This window comes from Amycolatopsis sp. NBC_00348 (genome assembly GCF_036114655.1).
GTDB lineage: Bacteria > Actinomycetota > Actinomycetes > Mycobacteriales > Pseudonocardiaceae > Amycolatopsis.
Window position 1 is genome coordinate 5,145,117 of sequence record NZ_CP107994.1, and the last position, 19,996, is coordinate 5,165,112.

Genomic DNA, 19,996 nt, shown 5'->3' on the forward strand with positions numbered 1-19,996 from the left:
CGCCGCCTCCTTGCGTACTGCCGCCCAGCGTGGCACCGGCCTCGATAAAAATCAAGCACGCCTGATTGTTTCACCCCGGACGCTGCGGAGACACTATTGACATCTTGCCAGTAGTGTCGGTCTGCCTTAGTTTCATCGCCATGGCCGAGACCACCTACGCCGTCGCGGACCGGATCGCCACGGTGACGTTGAACCGCCCCGAGGCGCGCAACGGCTACACGATCCGGATGGCCGACGAGCTCGGCGCGGCGATGGACCGCGCCGACCGCGACGAGGACGTCCGCGTGGTGGTGCTGACCGGCGCGGGCAACGACTTCTGCGTCGGCGCCGACCTGTCCCAGGGCGGGTTCGACTTCGACCCGGCGACCGGGCCGGACGCGGCCTGGCAGGAACCCGCCGGCCGCTGCTCGAAGCGGATCTTCACGATGAACAAGCCGGTGATCGCGGCGCTGCAGGGCGCGGCCGTCGGCGCAGGCAGCACGATCACGCTCCCCTGCGACTACCGGCTCGCCTCCGAGGACTCGCGGTTCGGTTTCGTCTTCACCCGCCGCGGCATCTACCCCGAAGGCGCGTCGGCCTGGTTCCTCCCCCGGCTCGTCGGCATGGGCACCGCGCTCGACTGGATGATCAGCGGCCGCGTCTTCCCCGCGGCGGAGGCCCTCGCGAAAGGCTTGGTGCACCGGGTTTTCCCGACCGGGACGGTGCTCGACGAGGCGTACAGGCTGGCCCGTGAGCTGATCGCGAACACCGCGCCGGTGTCCGTCGCGGTCACCCGGCAGCTGCTCTACCGGATGGCGAGCGCCGACTCGCCGTTCCCGGTGCACGAACTCGACTCGCGGCTGATCGGCGGCCTGGGCACGAACGCGGACGCCGTCGAAGGCGTCATGTCGTTCCTGCAGAAACGGCCGCCGTCGTGGGGCCTGCGCGTCGACAAGGACCTGCCCGACTACCTCCCCTGGTTGGACGCATGACCGCCTACCCGCCGCAGCCCTGGCACCTCGTCGCGGACGCGCGCGTCTCGATCTGGCGCGTCCCGGTGGCCGACCTGCCCGCGGTGCCCGCCGAACCGCTGGTGATCGCCGGGCACGCGTCGGTGTTCACGGCGTGGATCGACTACACGCCACCCGGCCAGCTCGCCTACCACGAGCTGCTGGCGGCGGTGGCGGTCAAGGGGCGCCGGGTCTCGTGCTCGATCACCGAGATCTGGGTCGACAGCGAGGTCTCCCTCCAGGGCGGCCGCGACCTGTGGGCGATCCCGAAGGACCTCGCCACGCTGGACTTCACGAGCGGCCGCACCTTCACGGCCACGGCGGCCACCGCGGACGACTGGATAGCGACGGCGGCGTTCAAGGGCCGCGCCGGCTTGCCGTTGCGGCTGCCGACGTCGTTCGACGTCGTCCAGGAGCGTGACGGTCTCCTGCGGACGCCGGTCGGCGCGAAGGTCCGCCCGCGTCCGGCGTCGGCGGACTGGAGCTTCAACCCGGGCGGACCGCTGGGCTACCTCGCTTCGCGACGCCCGGTGACGAGCCTCGAACTCCTCGCGTCCGAGTTGCGCTTCGGCGCCTGACCGTCTTCCGGCGTGCCCTCTCGCGCCACCCGATCAAGCTCAGCCGGGCCGCCGCCCCGCGTTCCGCCCGGCCGAGCGGCGTGTCGGCCGCTCCAGGCCGCCCCGGTCGAGGCTCGAACCGGCCCCCGAACTCCCTGTTCCGGGGCCTGAGCAGCACCTCTCGGTGACCGCGTAACCCGCGAGGGTGAGACCGCGACACGCCACCCATTGGGGCACGTGCAGCCTCCAACCCCTACATGTAGTCTCTGTGGACCGGCAACGCCCAGCGACGGGGAGACCGCTGCAGAGTACTGCCGGGCAGCTTCGAAGAACTTGCAGCACATGGCCTCATGAGACCCTGTGGCGATCCAACGCGTCCAAATTTGGAGACACGCATGTCAGTCGAAACCGGTCAGCGGCCGCCCGCCGCCGCCGACTCCAGCCCCACCGCGATCCGGGTCATCCGGCGGGACGGCAGCGTGTCGCCGTTCGACGCCGGGAAGATCTCGGTCGCGCTGACGAAGGCGTTCCTCGCGGTCGAGGGCGGCGACGCCGCCGCGTCCTCCCGCGTGCACCACGTCGTCGCCGAGCTCACCGAGCAGGTCGAGACCACCCTGCTGCGCCACGCCGGTCCCGAGACCGCGCTGCACATCGAGCAGATCCAGGACATCGTCGAGCTCGCGCTGATGCGCGGCGAGCACCACAAGGTCGCCCGCGCCTACGTCCTCTACCGCGAGGAGCACAGCAAGGCCCGCAAGGCGACCGAGCCCACGACGCCCGCCGAGGCGACGCTGAGCGTCAAGGGCGTCGACGGCGTGCTGCGTCCGCTCGACTGGGCCCGCGTGTCCCACGTAGTGGGCGAGGCCGTCGCCGGGCTCGACGACGTCACCGCCGAGCCGGTGCTGGCCGAGGCCAAGCGCAACCTCTACGACGGCATCAGCGCCGACGAGCTCGCACTGGCCCAGATCATGGCCGCCCGCGTGCTGGTCGAGCAGGAGCCGAACTACTCCTACGTCAGCGCCCGGCTGCTGCTGGACAAGCTGCGCGGCGAGGCCCTGAGCTACCTCGCGAAGAAGCCGCGCCTGGCCAGCCAGGACGAGATGGCCGGCGAGTACCCCGCGTACTTCCGCGACTACCTGCGCCGCGCGGTCGAGCTGGAGCTGGTCGACGGCGAGCTGCTCTCCTTCGACCTGGACAAGATCACCGCGGCGATCGAGGCCAAGCGTGACCTCGACTTCGGCTTCCTCGGCCTGCAGACGCTGTACGACCGGTACTTCCAGCACCACAACGGCGTCCGTTTCGAGCTGCCGCAGGCGTTCTTCATGCGCGTCGCGATGGGCCTCGCGATCCGCGAGGACGACCGCGAAGCCCGCGCGATCGAGTTCTACGAGCTGCTCTCGACGTTCCACTTCATGGCCTCGACGCCGACGCTGTTCAACTCGGGCACCACCCGCGCGCAGCTGTCGTCCTGCTTCCTCACCACGGTGGACGACGACCTGGACTCGATCTTCCAGGCGTACAAGAACAACGCGCTGCTGGCGAAGTACTCGGGCGGCCTCGGCAACGACTGGACCCCGGTCCGCGGCCTCGGCGCGCACATCAAGGGCACCAACGGCCAGTCCCAGGGTGTCGTGCCGTTCCTCAAGATCGCCAACGACACCGCCGTCGCGGTCAACCAGGGCGGCAAGCGCAAGGGCGCGGCCTGCGCGTACCTCGAGACCTGGCACGTGGACATCGAGGAGTTCCTCGACCTGCGCAAGAACACCGGTGACGACCGCCGCCGCACGCACGACATGAACACGGCCAACTGGGTGCCGGACGAGTTCCTGCGCCGCGTCGAGGCCGACGCGCAGTGGACGCTGTTCTCGCCGAACGAGACCCCGGACCTGCACGACCTCTACGGCAACGCGTTCTCGCAGCGCTACGCCGAGTACGAGGCGATGGCCGAGCGCGGCGAGATCAAGGTGTTCCGCAAGATCCGCGCGGTCGAGCTGTGGCGCCGGATGCTCACCATGCTGTTCGAGACCGGCCACCCGTGGATCACGTTCAAGGACCCGTGCAACCTGCGCTCGCCGCAGCAGCACGTCGGCGTCGTGCACTCGTCGAACCTGTGCACCGAGATCACGCTGAACACCAACAGCGAAGAGGTCGCGGTCTGCAACCTCGGCTCGGTCAACCTGCTCAAGCACGTCACCCCCGAGGGCCTGGACACCCAGCGCCTCGAGAAGACCGTGCGCACGGCCGTCCGCATGCTGGACAACGTGATCGACATCAACTTCTACACGATCCCGGAGGCGCGCCGCTCCAACCTGCGCCACCGCCCGGTCGGCCTGGGCATCATGGGCTTCCAGGACGCGCTGTTCGAGATCGGCGTCCCGTTCGCCTCCGCCGACGCCGTGAAGTTCGCCGACGTCTCCATGGAGCACCTCTCCTACTACGCGATCTCGGCCTCGACCGACCTCGCCGAGGAGCGCGGCCAGTACCAGTCGTTCGAGGGATCGCTGTGGAGCAAGGGCATCCTGCCGATCGACTCGCTGCAGCTGCTCATCGACGCCCGCCGCGGTGACGGCCTCGACGTCGACACCTCCACCACGCTCGACTGGGCGCCGCTGCGCGAGCGCGTCAAGACCGTCGGCATACGCAACTCCAACGTGATGGCGATCGCGCCGACCGCGACGATCTCCAACATCTCGGGTGTCGGCCAGTCGATCGAGCCGCTGTTCCAGAACCTGTTCGTCAAGTCGAACATGTCCGGCGACTTCACCGTCGTCAACCCGCACCTGGTCCGCTCGCTCAAGGCGCGCGGGCTGTGGGACGAGGTCATGGTCAGCGACCTCAAGTACTTCGACGGCAGCCTCGGCAAGATCGACCGGGTGCCGGACGACCTGAAGGCGCTGTACGCCACGGCGTTCGAGATCGAGTCGAAGTGGATCGTCGACGCCGGTTCGGTGCGCCAGAAGTGGATCGACCAGGCGCAGTCGCTGAACCTGTACATCGCGGCGCCGAGCGGCCGCAAGCTCGACGAGCTGTACCGCTACGCGTGGCACAAGGGCCTCAAGACCACGTACTACCTGCGGGCGCAGTCCGCGACGCACGTGGAGAAGAGCACCCTGCGCGGCACCGACGGCAAGCTGAACGCCGTCTCGGCCGGCACGGCCACCGCCACCGCGGCTCCCGCGGCGGCCCCGGCGGCCCCGGCGGCTCCGGCGGCCACCCCGGCCCCGGCGCCCTCGCCGGCCGCGGCCGTCCCGGCGATCCTGGTGACCGCGCCGGCCGCCAAGCCGGAGCCGAAGGAGCTGCCGAAGACGGACGTCGACTTCGTCACCACCGAAGGTGCCGCCTGCCGCATCGACGACCCCGACTGCGAAGCCTGCCAGTAAGCCCGCCCCGGCTCGTGAGTGGTAATGAGGGTTCTAACCCTCATTACCACTCACGAGCCCACCTGCCGAAGTGAGCGATATGACCAACGTGGAGACGACCGGCGTCACCGGCCTCGGTGAGATCGAGGTCGGGGCGGCCCGGATCAACGTCGACGACAAGCGCATGATCAACGCGCGCGCCGACGTCAACCAGCTGCTGCCGATGAAGTACCGGTGGGCGTGGGACAAGTACCTGGCCGGCTGCAACAACCACTGGATGCCGACCGAGGTCGCCATGCAGGCCGACATCGCGCTGTGGAAGTCGACCGACGGCCTCACCGAGGACGAGCGGCAGATGCTGAAGCGCAACCTCGGCTTCTTCGCGACCGCGGAGTCCTTGGTGGCCAACAACATCGTGCTCGCGGTGTACCGTCAGATCACCAACCCCGAGTGCCGCCAGTACCTGCTGCGCCAGGCGTTCGAGGAAGCCGTGCACACGCACACCTTCCAGTACATCTGCGAGAGCCTCGGCCTGGTCGAGGGCGAGCTGTTCAACATGTACCGCGAGGTTCCGTCCATTTCGGACAAGGACGCGTGGGCGCTGAAGTACACGCAGCACCTGGAGGACCCGGACTTCGAGACCGGGACGCCGGAGGCCGACACGGCGTTCCTGCGTGACCTCGTCGCGTTCTACGTGATCTTCGAGGGCATGTGGTTCTACACCGGCTTCGCGCAGATCCTCTCGCTCGGCCGCCGCAACAAGATGGTCGGCATCGCCGAGCAGTACCAGTACATCCTGCGTGACGAGTCGATCCACCTGAACTTCGGCATCGACTGCATCAACCAGATCAAGATCGAGAACCCGCACCTGTGGACCGAAGAGTTCCAGGAAGAGGTGCGCGGGATGCTGAAGGACGCGTGCGAGCTGGAGGTCGCGTACGCGCGTGACACCATGCCGCGCGGGATGCTCGGCCTGTCGGCGCAGCTGTGCGAGCAGTACATGCACTTCATCACCGACCGGCGCGCGCAGCAGATCGGCCTCCAGCCGATCTTCGGCGAGACCGAGAACCCGTTCCCGTGGATGTCCGAGGCGATGGACCTGAAGAAGGAGAAGAACTTCTTCGAAACGCGCGTCATCGAGTACCAGTCGGGCGGCGCCCTCGACTGGGACTGAGTTCTCCGGCTAGGCTCGGCCACGCCACTGGTTCGCCAGGGCGTGGCCGAGCTTTGTTGTGTGTGAGGTCACACTCTGTCGAGGCAACAGGGAACCCGGTGTGAATCCGGGACTGCCCCGCAGCGGTGAGTGGGAACGAAAGCCGTCATGTAAGCACTGAGCGCGAGCTTGGGAAGCGACGGCCGGTAGGCGCGAGCGGTACGCCCACGAGTCCGAAGACCTGCCCGTGGTGCGTGCGCCGACGGCGTGCGCGAGTCCGGGCCTCGTGGGATGGGCACGCACCGAAACGCTCGCCGCCGCGCGCGTCCGGACTCCTCGAACGAGCTCGCGAGGAGAGAGCTGTGACCGAAATCGGCACCACTGTGCTGGGCTACCCCCGGATCGGTCCGGACCGGGAGCTCAAACGCGCCCTCGAGCGTTACTGGGCGGGCAAGAACGACGAAGCCGCGCTGCTGGCCACCGGCCGTGAGCTGCGGGTTCAGACGTGGCAAGCGTTGCGGGACGCCGGGCTGGACTCCGTGCCGTCCAACACGTTCTCGCACTACGACCAGGTGCTCGACACCGCCGAGCTGTTCGGCGCGCTGCCCGCGCGCTTCACCGGGCTCGGCCTGTCGAAGCTCGACACCTACTTCGCGGCCGCCCGCGGCGTCCAGGACGCCCCGGCGATGGAGATGACGAAGTGGTTCGACACGAACTACCACTACATCGTCCCCGAACTGGGCCCGGACACGACGTTCGCGCTCACCGGCTCCAAGCCCTTGGACGAGTACCGCGAAGCCCGCGCGCTGGGCATCGAGACGCGGCCCGTGCTGGTCGGGCCGGTGACGTTCCTGCTGCTGAGCAAGGGCGACGAGGGGTTCCGGCCGCTGGACCTGCTCGACGGCCTGCTCGACGCGTACGCCGACCTGCTGCGGCAGCTGCACGACGAGGGCGTCGAGTGGGTCCAGCTCGACGAGCCGGCGTTCGCCGGTGACCGCTCCGAAGACGAGCTGAACGCGCTCATCCGCGCCTACCACCGGCTGGGCAAGGAGACCGCGCGGCCGAAGCTGCTGGTCGCGGGCTACTTCGGCGGCCTGGGCCGCGGGCTCGGCGTGCTGGCCCGCTCCCCCATCGAGGCGCTCGCCGTCGACCTGGTCACCGATGAGTCCTTTGTGGACGCCGTGGCGGCCGAAGGGGCGTTGCGGGACAAGGAGGTCCTGGCCGGCGTCGTCGACGGCCGCAACGTCTGGCGCACCGACCCGCAGAAGGCGCTGAGCCGGGCCGCGACCCTGCTCGGCGCGGCGGCGAAGGTCAGCGTGTCGACGTCGTGCTCGCTGCTGCACGTCCCCTACGACGTCTCGCGGGAGGACCTCGACCCGCGGCTCAAGGGCTGGCTCGCCTTCGCGAAGCAGAAGGTCGACGAAGTCGTCCTGCTCGGGAAGGCGCTCGCGGGCGAGGACGTCGACCTGACGGCGGCCCGCCGGGTCGTCGCCGATCGCGCGTCGGCGGCCGAGCTGGCCGACGACCGGGTGCGCGCCCGGCTCGCGGACCTGCGCCCGGGGCACGCCGTCCGCGCGCCGTACGCCACGCGGGCCGCGGCGCAGCAGGCGGCGCTGAACCTGCCGCCGCTGCCGAGCACGACGATCGGGTCGTTCCCGCAGACCGTGGAAGTGCGCAAGGCGCGGGCCGCGCACAAGGCCGGCGCGCTCGACGACGCCGCGTACGACGACGCGATGCGCGCCGAGGTCGAGCGGGTCGTCCGGCTGCAGGAGGAGCTGGGCCTCGACGTGCTGGTGCACGGGGAGCCCGAGCGCAACGACATGGTGCAGTACTTCGCCGAGCGGCTGGCCGGGTTCGCCGCGACCGACCACGGCTGGGTGCAGTCCTACGGCTCCCGCTGCGTCCGGCCGCCGATCCTCTACGGCGACGTCTCGCGCCCGGTGCCGATGACCGTGGCGTGGGCCCGCTACGCCCAGAGCCTGACGCCGAAGCCGGTCAAGGGCATGCTGACCGGGCCGGTGACGATCCTGGCGTGGTCGTTCGTGCGCGACGACCAGCCGCTGGGCGACACCGCCCGGCAGGTCGCGCTGGCCATCCGCGACGAGGTGCACGACCTCGAAGCGGCGGGCATCCAGGTCATCCAGGTCGACGAGCCCGCCCTGCGCGAGCTGCTGCCGCTGCGTTCCCGCGACCACCAGCCGTACTTCGACTGGGCGGTGTCGTCGTTCCGGCTGGCGACGTCCGGGATCGCCGACGCGACGCAGATCCACACGCACATGTGCTACTCGGAGTTCGGTGAGGTGCTGCCGGCGATCGACGCGCTCGACGCCGACGTCACCAGCATCGAGGCGGCCCGCTCGAAGATGGAGGTGCTCGCCGACCTGACGGCGGCCGGCTTCGGCCGCGGCGTCGGGCCCGGGGTGTACGACATCCACTCACCGCGCGTGCCGTCCCCGGCCGAGGTGGCCGGCCTGCTGCGCACGGCGGCGGGCGCGGTGCCGGCGTCGCGGGTGTGGGTCAACCCGGACTGCGGCCTGAAGACCCGCGGTTACGCGGAGGTCGAGCCGGCGCTGCGCAACCTGGTCGAAGCGGCCCGGCAGGTGCGCACCGAGCTGGGCTGACGCCCGGGGCGGGCCGCCGCCCCCGTCTTCCAGTTTACCGGCGGGGTCCGACAGAACCGCGGCTCCAAAGCCGTGAAGGACTCCTTACCGGCTCTTAGCGCCGGTAAGGAGTCCTTCACGGCTCACCCGAAAAGACTGTTGTCAGGTGGTCAACAAGGGTGCATCGTGGAGGGGGTAGCCGATCTCGACGGGGAGATGGTCAGCTTGACGCGCACTGTGGGCCGGGCCGCCGAAACGTTGCGTGAGCGCGTGCCCCCGCTGACCTCGCTGCCCCTCCCCCGCGCCGTCGACCAGCGGTGGCTGCGGTCGCGCTGGCCCGTCCAGGAGCTCGCGACGCCGCCCGCCGGCAGCGGCCTCAAGCCCGTGCTCGGCGACGAAGGCCCGCCCGTGGTCGGGCACATGCTCGAGATGATGCGCTTCGGCCCCGCGTTCGGCCTCCGCCGCCACGAGCTCTACGGCCCGGTGTCGTGGACCGGCGGGTTCGGCCGCCGGATCGTCGCGCTGTCCGGGCCGGAGGCGACGCAGATCGCGCTCGTCAACAAGGACAAGGCGTTCTCGCAGGAGGGCTGGAAGTTCTTCATCGAGCGGTTCTTCGAGCGCGGCCTGATGCTGATGGACTTCGGCGAGCACCACCTGCACCGCCGGATCATGCAGGAGGCCTTCACCCGGGCGCGGCTCACCGGCTACGTCAACGAGATGGGCCCGGCCCTGCGCGAAGGCGTCGCGGGCTGGGGCTCGCACGACCGGCCGCGGTTGTACTGGTCGCTCAAGCAGCTGACCCTCGACGTCGCGACGCGCGTGTTCATGGGCATGCGCAGCGGCGCCGACTCCCACCGGATCAACCGCGCGTTCGTCAGCTCCGTGCGGGCCGGCACCGCGCTGGTGCGCGTCCCGGTGCCCGGCGGCCGCTGGTCGGCCGGGCTGCACGGGCGGAAGGTCCTGGAGCGCTACTTCGGCGAGACCCTGCCCGCCAAGCGGGCAGCCGACGGCGACGACCTGTTCGCCGCGCTCTGCCACGCCACCACCGAGGACGGCGACCGGTTCTCCGACACCGACATCGTCAACCACATGATCTTCCTGATGATGGCCGCGCACGACACGACGACCATCACCAGCAGCGCCATGGCCTACTACCTCGCCAAACACCCGGAGTGGCAGGAGCGGGCGCGCGCGGAGTCACTGGCGCTGGGCGACGACGTCCTCGACATCGACGCCATCGACAAGCTGGAGACGCTCGACCTCGTGATGAAGGAGGCACTGCGGCTGGTCGCGCCGGTGCCGTCGCTGACCCGCCAGACCGTCAAGGACACCGAGGTCCTCGGGCACTACATCCCGGAGGGCACGCTCGTCGGCATCTCGCCGACGGTGAACCACTTCGACCCCGGGTGCTGGACCGACCCGTTCCGCTTCGACCCCGAGCGCTTCGCCGAGCCGCGGCGCGAGGACAAGTCGCACCGGATGGCGTGGATGCCCTTCGGCGGCGGCGCGCACAAGTGCATCGGGCTCCACTTCGGCGGTCTCGAGGTGAAGCTGCTGATGCACGAGATGCTGCGGGCGTACCGCTGGTCGGTTCCGGAGAGTTACACCGCGCGCTGGGACTACGTCTCGCTACCGGTGCCCGCGGACGGTCTCCCGGTGCGGTTGACGCCTCGCTGACCCGCCACCCGTCCGGGTACCGATACACATGGTGACACGATGTCACCAATCGTGGAGGTCTGTCACTCGTTCAGCCGGTAGACACCCCGTTACACACGTGATGCCGTGGCATCGGCCGCGGCCGACGGGTGCCCCGTGCGGGTTCCCGGACATCGGCACCGCGCCTGAACTGGCCAGACCTGTGCGTGAAGAAGGTGGAGTGTGTCTGAGCCCGGTGCCGCGCCAGGGTTGGTGGACGTGGCCCGCAGGTGGGCGGCGACGCTCGCTGACACCAAAGGAGTAACGCTTCCCCCGGAAGAGCTCGAACAGCTCCTGCTCGGGGTCGCGACGGACGCGGTCGACCACGTCAGCTCGGGGCACGACGGGGCGCTGCTGCGGTTCAGCGCGCTCTACGCCGCGTCGCCGATGGGGATCGCGCTGGCCGACCCGGACGGCGGGATCGTCGAGGCGAACCTCGCGCTGGGACAGCTGCTCGGGTGCCCGCCGGACCGGTTGCGGGGCCGGCACATCACCGAGCTCGGCTCGACCGGCCACGACGTCTCCCGGCTCAAGGCCGGGCTGGAGCACGTGAGCACCGGCGTCGAGCGCTTCCGGGAGCGGATGCTGCTCGACCACGTCGACGACGGCAAGCTCTGGACCGACGTCACGCTCGCCCGGCTGCCCGGCGACCGGCCGGGTTCGGTGTACCCGGTGCTGATGGTCTCCGACGCGAACGAGCTGCACCTGCTGCAGGAGCGGCTGGTGCACCAGAACATCCACGACCCGCTCACCGGGCTGCCGAACGCGTCGTCGTTCACCACCAAGCTCGAAGCGGCGCTCGGTGCCGGCGCGCGTGACGACATCGCGTTGATCTACCTCGACGTCGACGGCTTCAAGGTCGTCAACGACGGCCTCGGCGCCGGCGTCGGCGACCAGGTGCTGCGCGGGGTCGCGGGCAAGCTGTCCGCCGTGTTCACCGGCCACCACGACGGGTTCGTCGCGCGGCTGTCCGGCGACGGCTTCGCGGTGCTGCTGCGCGGCGAGCTCTCCGCCGCCGAGGTCGTCGAGCTGGTCGAGCGCGCGCTGGAGGACCTCAACGAGCCGATCTACCTCGGCGGGCACGGCATCGGCGTGAGCGCCAGCGCGGGCATCGTGGTGCGCGCGGCCGTCGAAGACGGGGCCGCGGAGCTGTTGCGGGCCGCGGAGATCGCGTTGCACCGGGCCAAAGAGGCCGGCAAGGCGCAGTGGATGCTGTTCGACCCGGAGCTGGACGCCCGCGACCGCGGCCGCTACCAGCTGGGCGCGGTGATCGCCGGGGCGCTGGAGAACGGCGAGTTCTCGCTGGTCTACCAGCCGACGGTGAAGCTCGCCGACCCCGACCGGATCGCCGCGGTCAACGCCGGGCTGCGCTGGAACCACCCGGAGAAGGGCGAGCTCGGCTCCGAGGAGTTCTACCCGCTGGCCCAGACCACCGGCATGACGGTCCCGCTCGGCCGCTGGCTGCTCGCCGAGTCCCTGGCCGCCACGGCCCGCTGGCGCACCCGCCTGGGCGACGCGGCACCGGACGTCTGCGTCCGCCTGCCCACGCGGCTGGCCATCGACCCGGACCTGGTGATGCTGGTCCGCGAGCAGCTGACCAAGCACGAGCTGCCGGCGACGGCGCTGCGCCTGTGCACCGACCGCGACTCGGTCCTCGACCCGCGCGGCGAGGTCCTGGACTCGTTCGCGGTGCTGGCCGACCTGGGCACGCAGCTGGTGCTGACCATCTCGGGCTCCGCGGACCTGGAGCTGATCCCCCAGCACGGCCTGCCGGTGAAGCACGTGATCCTGTCGGGCCCGGTGATCGACGCCCTGGACGCCGAGGAACCGGCCGAGTCCGACATCCGCCACCTGACCCAGCTGGTCACCCGCGCCCGCGAGCTGCAGCTGCGGGTAGGAGCGGAAGGCGTCCGCACCCACGAACAGGCGGCGCGGCTGCGCCAGCTGGGCGTGCTGGCGGCCCGAGGCCAGTTCGCCAACGACTCCGCCACGGGCGACGAGGTGGACGAGCTGATCGCGAGGCACCCGGCCACCTGACGCGCCTGCCAAACGCCCCAATGTGGCGTTGGTTGCGTCCAAAAGCACCCAATGTGGCGTTCGGTGCGTCCAACGCACCCAACGCCACGTTGGGGCGCTGGGAACCGTCGGCACCCGGCCACCTGACGCCTGCTCGCACCGCCCGCGGCGGCGCGCTCGCGCCCTTGGCGCCGGACAACGAGCGCCGGCCACCCGGCGCCATCGAGCCGCGCGCCGGGCTCGTCTGCGGGCTGCTCCCGCCAACCGCGGCGGATCCTGACCAAGCCGGTCGTACGTCGGCTCCGAAGGACGGGCAGGATGGGTTCTGCCGCCGACGAGAAGGGACCTCCATGGACGCCGGAGACCTCGCCCCCGATTTCACGCTGCCCGACGACCAGGGTCAGGAGCGCAAGCTCTCGGACTTCCTGGCCACCGGACCGGTGGTGCTGTTCTTCTACCCGGCCGCGATGACCGGCGGGTGCACCGCCGAGAGCTGCCACTTCCGCGACCTCGCCGCGGAGTTCGCCGAGGTCGGCGCGCACCGGGTCGGGATCAGCCCGGACGGCGTCACCAAGCAGCGGCAGTTCTCCGCGGCCAACGACTTCGACTACCCGCTGCTGTCCGATGTGGAGGGTGAGGTCGCCAAGCAGTTCGGCGTGTGGCGCAGGCTCCTGCCCCTGCACGCGAAGCGCGCGACCTTCGTGATCGGCGAGGACCGCCGGATCCTCGAGAAGATCAAGAGCGAGCTGAACTTCACCGTCCACGCCGATCAGGCGCTGAGGGTGCTGCGGGAGCGCAACAAGGTCTCCTAGGCGTCGAGCCGCCACACGTGGTTCGTGCCGGTGCACGCCGGCGCCAGCGGCTTCTCCGCCGGTTCCTCGCGCACCTTCGTGAACCCCAGCCGGGCGGGCACCGCCCGGCTGCGCGCGTTCAGCTCGTCGTGCATGATCTCGACGTAGCCGGCGCCGAGGCGGAACGCCTCCGCCGTCAGCAGCGCGACGCTCCGGGTCATCAGGCCGCGGCCGGTCCAGCCCCGGGCCAGCCAGTAGCCGATCTCGGCACCGCCGTCGCGCGTCATCACGCCGACGCCGCCCGCCACCTCGCCGTCGACGCCGATCGCGTACTCGTACGCTTCGGCGCTCTCCCAGCGCTTCGCGGTCAGCCGGAGGAACTCCGAGGAGTCGTCCGACGTGTAACCGCCGGTCGCCCAGATCAGCCACGGCCCCAGCTGTTCCAGGGAGCCGCTGACGAGCGCGGTCAGGAGGTCGCGATCGCCGGGGTGCCAGCGGGTCAGCGTCAGGTCACCGTCGCGGTAGGTCTCGGCCGGGGTCTCCATCGATCCATGGTGCCCCGGCCGGGGCCCGCCGCGCGCGGCATTTAGTTCACGATGACGCTGTCGGGTACCTCGGTGTCGTTCTTCAGCGCGTCGAACAGCTGCTTGGACTTGTTCTTGTCCCAGTTCTCCGCCGACCCGCTGGTCACCGGGACCGTCGTGGTCACCACGCCGCCGGAGGAGATGCCGCGCATCGCGATCGCCAGGCCGGCGAGGTTGTGCACGTGGTCGCCGGAGTCCATGGTCAGCGCGTCCGGCGCCGCGGACAGCAGCGGGAAGAAGTCGAACGGGTTGAGCAGCGTGCCCGGGCTGGCGATCTGGCTGACCAGCGCACCGATGAACTTGCGCTGGTTGGCGACGCGGTCGAGGTCCGAGCGCGGGGTCGCGTCGCTGTGCCGCATCCGGACGAAGCCCAGCGCCTCGCGGCCGTCGAGGGTCTGGGGGCAGCCGGCCTTGATGCTGATGCCCGTCACCGTGTCGTTCATGTCCTTGTCGATGCACATCTCGACGCCGCCGATCGCTTCGACGATCTTCGCGAACCCGCCGAAGCCGATCTCCGCGTAGTGGTCGATGTGCAGGCCGGTGGCGCCTTCGACGGTCTGCGCGAGCAGCTTCGGCCCGCCGAGCGAGAACGCCGCGTTGATCTTGTTCGTGCCGTGGCCCGGGATCTTCACCTGGGAGTCGCGCGGCAGGGAGAGCAGCGTCGGCTTCGTGGAGTTGTCCGGCAGGTGCGCGACCATGATCGTGTCGGTGCGCTGGCCGCCGGCGGCCGCGACGTCACCCGTGGCGAGGTTCTCCTCGTCGGCCGTGGTGAGGCCCTCACGGCTGTCCGAGCCGACGATCAGCCAGTTGGTGCCGGCCGCGGCGACCGGACGGCCGTCGTAGTCGGCCAGCGCGTCGACGCGCTTGATCGAGAACTCCAGGTAGACCCAGATGCCGGCGAAGAACACCACGAACACCAGCAGCAACGTCAGCAGGATCCGGCCGAAGCCCCAGCGGCGACGCCGGCGCGGCGGCCGTGACGGCGGGTAGTCGTCACCCCGGTTCGGCGGGGCCTGCCGCGGCGGCGGGCCCTGGGGCGGCATGTACTCCGGCTCGCGGGTGCCCATCGGGCGGGTGCGCTCGTCGTAGGGGCTCTGGCCCCGGCCGGGCAGCGGCATCATCTGCGCGCGCTGGTGGTCCCGGGAGCGGCCGGCGGGCGGCCGCGGCGGGGGCATCCGGCGGCCGCCGTCATCGCCACGGTACGTCATCACCCATCACCCAATCCCGATTCGGACAAACGTGTCTTCGTCAGTCAACCGCACGTCCTCGCAAGGAGGACGTGCGGCACCGGGGTCGGGTTGGCCGCGGGAGGTTACTTGTCGGTCACCTCGTAACCGAACTGGTGGACCTTGAGGTAGCCGGAGCGGAACCCGGCCTCGGAATAGGCCAGGTAGAACTCCCACATCCGGCGGAAGACGTCGTCGAACCCGAACCCGGCGATGTCGGTCCAGCGGTGCAGGAACCGTTCGCGCCACAACCGTAGCGTGTGGGCGTAGTCCTGGCCGAACTCGCGCATCCCGGCCAGCCTGAGCCGGGTGTTCTCGACCAGGCCGTCCTCGATCGAGCGCACCGACGGGATGATGCCGCCGGGGAAGATGTACTTGTGGATCCAGGTGTAGGCGCGCGACGACGCCATCATCCGGTCGTGGTCCATCGTGATGGCCTGCAGCCCGAACCGGCCGCCGGGGCGCAGCCGCTCGCCGATGGTCGAGTAGAACGCCGGCCAGTAGGACGCGCCCACGGCCTCGATCATCTCGACGCTGACCACGGCGTCGAACTGCCCGCTCGACTCGCGGTAGTCGCACAGCTTCACCTCGACGCGGTCGCCGAAGCCGGCCGCGACGATGCGCTCGGTGGCCAGCGCGCGCTGCTCCTCCGAGATGGTGAGCGACGTGACGGTGGCGCCGCGCGCGGCGGCGCGGATCGCGAGTTCACCCCATCCGGTACCGATTTCGAGGACTTCGCTGCCCGCGCGGACCCCGGCGTAGTCCAGCACGCTGTCGATCTTGCGGTGCTGGGCGGCGGTGAGGTCGTCGGCCGGGCCGAACAACGCCGAGGAGTACATCATCGACTCGTCGAGGAACGTGCCGAACAGGTCGTTCGACAGGTCGTAGTGCCGGTGGATGTTGGCCCGCGCGCCTTCGAGGCTGTTCTCCTCGGACGGCGGCTGGGTGCGCTCGGCGATCTTCCGGAACTTCTGCAGCACCGGCGGCACGAGCGTGGCCATCCGCGCCGCGAACGGCGTCAGCACCTCGGCCAGGTCGGACGCGACCCAGTCACCCGCCATGTAGGACTCGCCGAAGCCGATCTTGGCGTCGACGCCGAGGCGGTGGAAGAAGGCCTCCGGACGCAGGATCCGCATCTCGGGCGCTTCCGGCCCGCCGTTGCCCAGCACCGTCCCGTCCGGGAACGTCACCCGGACGTCGAGCGGGCGGACCGCACGGCGGAACAGGCTCGCGGCGATCCGCGCGCGCAGTGCGGAGTGCGGCGGGGCGGCCAGCCCCGGCCACCGGTTTTCGTCGGGGACGTCCTGAGTCGACGCGCGGTCGACACTCGAGGTGGTCACGGGTTCTCCCTCCGGCCGGCCTGGTGCGCCGGTGCTCGATCCTAATTGCCGCACCCCCGCGGCGCCCTTCGTCGAATGCCCTGTTCGGGGTGGTGTCACACGGGTATTCGGAGCCGCTCGGGTCCCGGCGCGGCCCACGCGCCCGTGAGTGTGTCGTCGGTGCTCCCGGCGATTACTTCCATTGTGAAAGCACTTGCCAGCCGGGTCCAGACGGAAGAGCGGCGCAGCATCGCGTGGCCCTCGTTGGCGATCTCGAACCGGGCCACCCGGGCGGCGACGCCCTCGGCGCGTTCGGCGAAGGCGTGGGACTCGACCGGGCTGGTCATCCGGTCGCGGGTGCCGTGCACGACGAGCACCGAGCGCCCGGCGACGGCCCCGACGGGCTCGCCCCGCGGCGTCCACGGGGCCAGGGCGCAGACCCCGCGCACGGCCGGGTCGTCGGCCACGCGCAGCGCCACCCGGCCGCCCATCGAGTGCCCGACCAGCACCACCGGCAGGCCGGGGTGGTCGGCGTGGATGCGGTCGAGGGCCCAGCGGGCGTCCTGGATCGGGTCCATGGCGGGTGCGTTCCAGCCGTAGCGGCGGTTGCGCAGCAGCCGCACCTCGACGCCGTGCTCGCGCCCGGCCCGGTGCAGGGCGCGCGCGATCGGCACCATCCGCAGGTGGGCGAGCTTCCAGGGCGGAACGCCGCCCGTGCCGTGCTCCGCGCCGCCGTGCAGCACGAGCACGACCGCTTCGGTCCGCGGCCCGTGCGCCGGCCACACCGCCACCGCCGGTTCTGCCTCGCTCACCCACGCCCTCCCACTGTCCGGGACTCACTGCCCGCATCCGGATCAACCTGGATACGCCACCCGGCTATTCCACCGCGTACCACCATCTTCGCGGTAGATTCGGCGCCCGATCACCGACGGAAGGGTGGGTGTGGTGAGCGCCACGGACATCTCGGGCAGTGTCGCCAAGCAGCTGGCGGACGTCGAGCAGGCCAACGCCGAAGCAGTGCGGGCCGCGGCCGATCTGGTGCTGGGGGTGATCCGGGCCGACGCACTGGTCTATACCGCCGGTGCCGGGCACTCGCTGGCCGCCGTCGCCGAGACGTTCTACCGGGCCGGCGGGCTCGCGTGCGTCTACCCGCTGTACCACCCGGAGCTGCTGCCGCTGCACGGCGCGGTGCACAGCACGACGACCGAGCGCCGCACCGGCCTCGCCGAGGAGGTGCTCGCCGAGCGCGCGCCGGGCCCGGACGACGTACTGGTCGTGTTCTCGACGTCCGGGTCCAACCCGTACCCGGTCGAGCTGTGCATCGGCGCGCGCGAGCGCGGCGCGGCCGTCATCGCCATCACGTCGCGGGCCTGCGTGGCCGCGGCGCCGCGGCGGTCGTCGAGCACGCTGGTCGAGCAGGGCACCGTGGTGCTCGACTCGCTGGTGATCCCGGGCGACGCGAGCTACCCGCCGGACGCCCCGCGCACCGCGCCGCTGTCCACTGTGGTCAACGCGTTCCTGTGGAACCTCGTGCTGGCCCAGGTCTACGACCGCGGCACCGCCGAGGGCCTCGACGTCCCGCTGTGGCGCAGCTCCAACGTCGAGGGCGGCGACGAGGCCAACAAGTCCCTGCTGGCCAAGTACAGCGAGCTGGTCCCCCAGCTCCGCTAGCCGGGACCGCGTGATTGAAGGGTCGTCACGCGTGATTCAGAGGTCGACACGCGTGATTGGCGGGCCGACACGGCACTGACACCGTGTCGACCCTCCAATCACGCGAGATGACTTCCCAATCACGCGTGACGACCCTCTGATCACGCGACGGCGGGTTCCTGGTCGGCGAACTGGGTGGCGTGGAGGGTCGCGTAGCGGCCGTTCGCGGCGAGGAGCTCGTCGTGCGTGCCGCGCTCGACGATCTCGCCGTGCTCCAGGACCAGGATCTGGTCGGCGGCGCGGACCGTCGAGAGGCGGTGCGCGATGACCAGGGCCGTGCGGCCCGCCAGTGCGTGCGTCAGTGCTTCGCCGACCGCGGCCTCGGACTCGGAGTCCAGGTGCGCGGTCGCCTCGTCGAGGACGACGACCTTGGGCTGCGCGAGCAGCAGCCGCGCGATGGTCAGCCGCTGGCGCTCACCGCCGGAAAGCCGGTACCCGCGCTCCCCCACCGTGGTTTCGAGGCCGTCGGGCAGGGAGTGCACCAGCTCGCCGAGCCGGGCGCGCTCGAGGGCTTCCCAGATCTCGTCGTCGGTGACGTCGGGGCGCGCGTAGGCCAGGTTGGCGCGGATCGTCTCGTGGAACAGGTGCCCGTCCTGCGTCACGACGCCGACGGTTTGCCGCAGCGAAGCGAAACTCAGGTCCCGGACGTCCACATCGGACACCCGCACCGTGCCCGAGTCGACGTCGTAGAGCCGCGGCAGCAGCGACGCGATCGTCGACTTCCCCGCCCCCGACGACCCGACCAGCGCGACCATCTGGCCCGCCTCGGCGCGGAACGAGATGCCGTGCAGCACCTCTTCGCCGCCGCGGTGGTCGAGCGTGGCGACGTCTTCCAGCGACGCCAGCGAGTACCGGTCCGCGGCGGGGTAACCGAAGCGGACGTCGGAGAACTCGACCGAAACGCCTTCCGAAGGCGGCAGTACCAAGGCGTCCGGCTTCTCCTTGATCATCGGGTCGAGGTCGAGCACCTCGAAGACGCGCTCGAACGACACCAGCGCGGTCATCACGTCGACGCGGACGTTGGCCAGCGCGGTCAGCGGCGCGTAGAGCCGGGTCAGCAGCAGCGCCAGGGCGACGACGGTGCCCGGCGCGAGCTGGCCGGTCAGCGCGAGGTACCCGCCGAGGCCGTAGACGAGCGCCTGCGCCAGCGCCGAGACGAGCGTCAGGCTGGTCATGAACCAGCGGGTCAGCATCGCGGTCCGGATGCCGATGTCGCGCACCCGCCCGGCGCGCACGCCGAAGTCGTCGGCCTCCTGCACGGGGTGCCCGAAGAGCTTGACGAGCGTGGCGCCCGGCGCGGAGAACCGTTCGGTCATCTGCGTGGTCATGCCGGCGTTGAGGTTCGCGGACTCCCGCTGCAGCCCGGCCATCCGGCGGCCGAGCCGGCGCGCGGGCAGCACGAAGATCGGCAGCAGCACCAGCGCGAGCAGCGTGACCTGCCAGGACAGCGTGAGCATGACGGCCAGCGACAGCACCAGCTGGATCACGTTGGTGACCAGGCCGGACAGCGTCGCGGTGAACGTCCGCTGCGCGCCGATGACGTCGTTGTTGAGCCGCGAGACCAGCGCACCCGTGCGGGTGCGGGTGAAGAACGCGATCGGCATGCGCTGCACGTGCTCGAACACCGCGCGGCGCAGGTCGTAGATGATGCCCTCGCCGATGCGCGCGGACTGCCACCGCTCGATCAGGCCGAAGCCGGCGTCGGCGATCGCGAGCCCGGCGATCACGATCGCCAGCCAGATCACGACGGACAGGTCGTGCCCGCCGACGATCGCGTCGACCACCTTGCCGGCCAGGACCGGCGTCGTCACCGCGAGCACCGCCGAGATGACGGTGAACACGAGGAAGATCAGCAACGACCGCCAGTGCGGCCGGGCGAAGCGGGCGACGCGCTTGAACGTGCCGCGGGTCAGCGCCTTCGGCACGTCGTTGGCGCGCATCGCCGAGCTGAGCAGAGCCCAGGTGTTGTCCACGGGAGACCCCCAGTTCCAAAACCT

The 19,996-nt window shown here is 70.6% G+C and carries 14 protein-coding genes and 1 riboswitch; of the genes, 9 read left to right on the forward strand and 5 right to left on the reverse strand.

Annotated elements, in window-relative coordinates; translation table 11 throughout:
* Positions 1-140 precede the first annotated feature (140 nt).
* The 8 genes from OHS58_RS21825 to OHS58_RS21860 all read left to right on the forward strand — a co-directional run bounded on the left by OHS58_RS21825 (position 141) and on the right by OHS58_RS21860 (position 13,181).
* Positions 141-971, forward strand: a complete 831-nt coding sequence (locus tag OHS58_RS21825) for an enoyl-CoA hydratase-related protein (RefSeq protein WP_328649647.1) — start codon at positions 141-143, stop codon at positions 969-971.
* Positions 968-1,567, forward strand: coding sequence for an acetoacetate decarboxylase family protein (locus OHS58_RS21830; protein ID WP_328649648.1), 600 nt, complete (start codon positions 968-970; stop codon positions 1,565-1,567). The genes OHS58_RS21825 and OHS58_RS21830 overlap by 4 nt, the downstream gene beginning before the upstream one ends.
* Before the next feature lie 374 nt (positions 1,568-1,941).
* The gene (locus tag OHS58_RS21835) at positions 1,942-4,926 is read left to right on the forward strand and encodes a ribonucleoside-diphosphate reductase subunit alpha (protein ID WP_328649649.1); all 2,985 of its coding nucleotides are present in this window, start codon (positions 1,942-1,944) and stop codon (positions 4,924-4,926) included.
* Positions 4,927-5,005: 79 nt separating this feature from the next.
* Positions 5,006-6,079: a ribonucleotide-diphosphate reductase subunit beta gene (locus OHS58_RS21840; RefSeq protein ID WP_326947926.1), complete on the forward strand. Its 1,074-nt coding sequence runs from the start codon at positions 5,006-5,008 to the stop codon at positions 6,077-6,079.
* A gap of 48 nt (positions 6,080-6,127) precedes the next feature.
* Positions 6,128-6,321, forward strand: a riboswitch (cobalamin riboswitch).
* Positions 6,322-6,420: 99 nt separating this feature from the next.
* Entirely contained in the window at positions 6,421-8,679 is a 2,259-nt protein-coding gene (metE, locus tag OHS58_RS21845; protein WP_328649650.1) for a 5-methyltetrahydropteroyltriglutamate--homocysteine S-methyltransferase, read from the forward strand.
* Between the two features lie 195 nt (positions 8,680-8,874).
* Positions 8,875-10,335 (forward strand): cytochrome P450, encoded by a 1,461-nt coding sequence (locus OHS58_RS21850; protein ID WP_328649842.1) that lies wholly within the window; start codon positions 8,875-8,877, stop codon positions 10,333-10,335.
* A gap of 237 nt (positions 10,336-10,572) precedes the next feature.
* Positions 10,573-12,390 (forward strand): diguanylate cyclase domain-containing protein, encoded by a 1,818-nt coding sequence (locus OHS58_RS21855; protein ID WP_328649651.1) that lies wholly within the window; start codon positions 10,573-10,575, stop codon positions 12,388-12,390.
* Between the two features lie 329 nt (positions 12,391-12,719).
* Positions 12,720-13,181, forward strand: coding sequence for a peroxiredoxin (locus OHS58_RS21860; protein ID WP_328649652.1), 462 nt, complete (start codon positions 12,720-12,722; stop codon positions 13,179-13,181).
* Here OHS58_RS21860 and OHS58_RS21865 read toward each other — a convergent pair.
* The 4 genes from OHS58_RS21865 to OHS58_RS21880 all read right to left on the reverse strand — a co-directional run bounded on the left by OHS58_RS21865 (position 13,178) and on the right by OHS58_RS21880 (position 17,101).
* Positions 13,178-13,705: a GNAT family N-acetyltransferase gene (locus OHS58_RS21865; protein ID WP_326954653.1), complete on the reverse strand. Its 528-nt coding sequence runs from the start codon at positions 13,703-13,705 to the stop codon at positions 13,178-13,180. The two genes, OHS58_RS21860 and OHS58_RS21865, sit on opposite strands and share 4 nt — an antisense overlap.
* A 41-nt stretch (positions 13,706-13,746) precedes the next feature.
* On the reverse strand, positions 13,747-14,952 hold the full coding sequence (locus OHS58_RS21870) for an LCP family protein (protein WP_328649653.1): 1,206 nt from the start codon (positions 14,950-14,952) through the stop codon (positions 13,747-13,749).
* A gap of 104 nt (positions 14,953-15,056) precedes the next feature.
* Positions 15,057-16,310 (reverse strand): SAM-dependent methyltransferase, encoded by a 1,254-nt coding sequence (locus OHS58_RS21875; RefSeq protein WP_247049243.1) that lies wholly within the window; start codon positions 16,308-16,310, stop codon positions 15,057-15,059.
* A 95-nt stretch (positions 16,311-16,405) separates the two neighbouring features.
* Positions 16,406-17,101, reverse strand: coding sequence for an alpha/beta hydrolase (locus tag OHS58_RS21880; protein WP_328649654.1), 696 nt, complete (start codon positions 17,099-17,101; stop codon positions 16,406-16,408).
* Positions 17,102-17,231: 130 nt separating this feature from the next.
* Here OHS58_RS21880 and OHS58_RS21885 point away from each other — a divergent pair, with 130 nt between their 5' ends.
* Positions 17,232-17,960, forward strand: coding sequence for an SIS domain-containing protein (locus OHS58_RS21885; protein WP_247049241.1), 729 nt, complete (start codon positions 17,232-17,234; stop codon positions 17,958-17,960).
* A 140-nt stretch (positions 17,961-18,100) separates the two neighbouring features.
* On the opposite strand, the gene OHS58_RS21890 is transcribed toward OHS58_RS21885, so the two are convergent.
* A complete protein-coding gene (locus OHS58_RS21890) occupies positions 18,101-19,972 on the reverse strand; it encodes an ABC transporter ATP-binding protein (RefSeq protein WP_328649655.1) in 1,872 nt (623 codons plus the stop codon).
* Positions 19,973-19,996 lie beyond the last annotated feature (24 nt).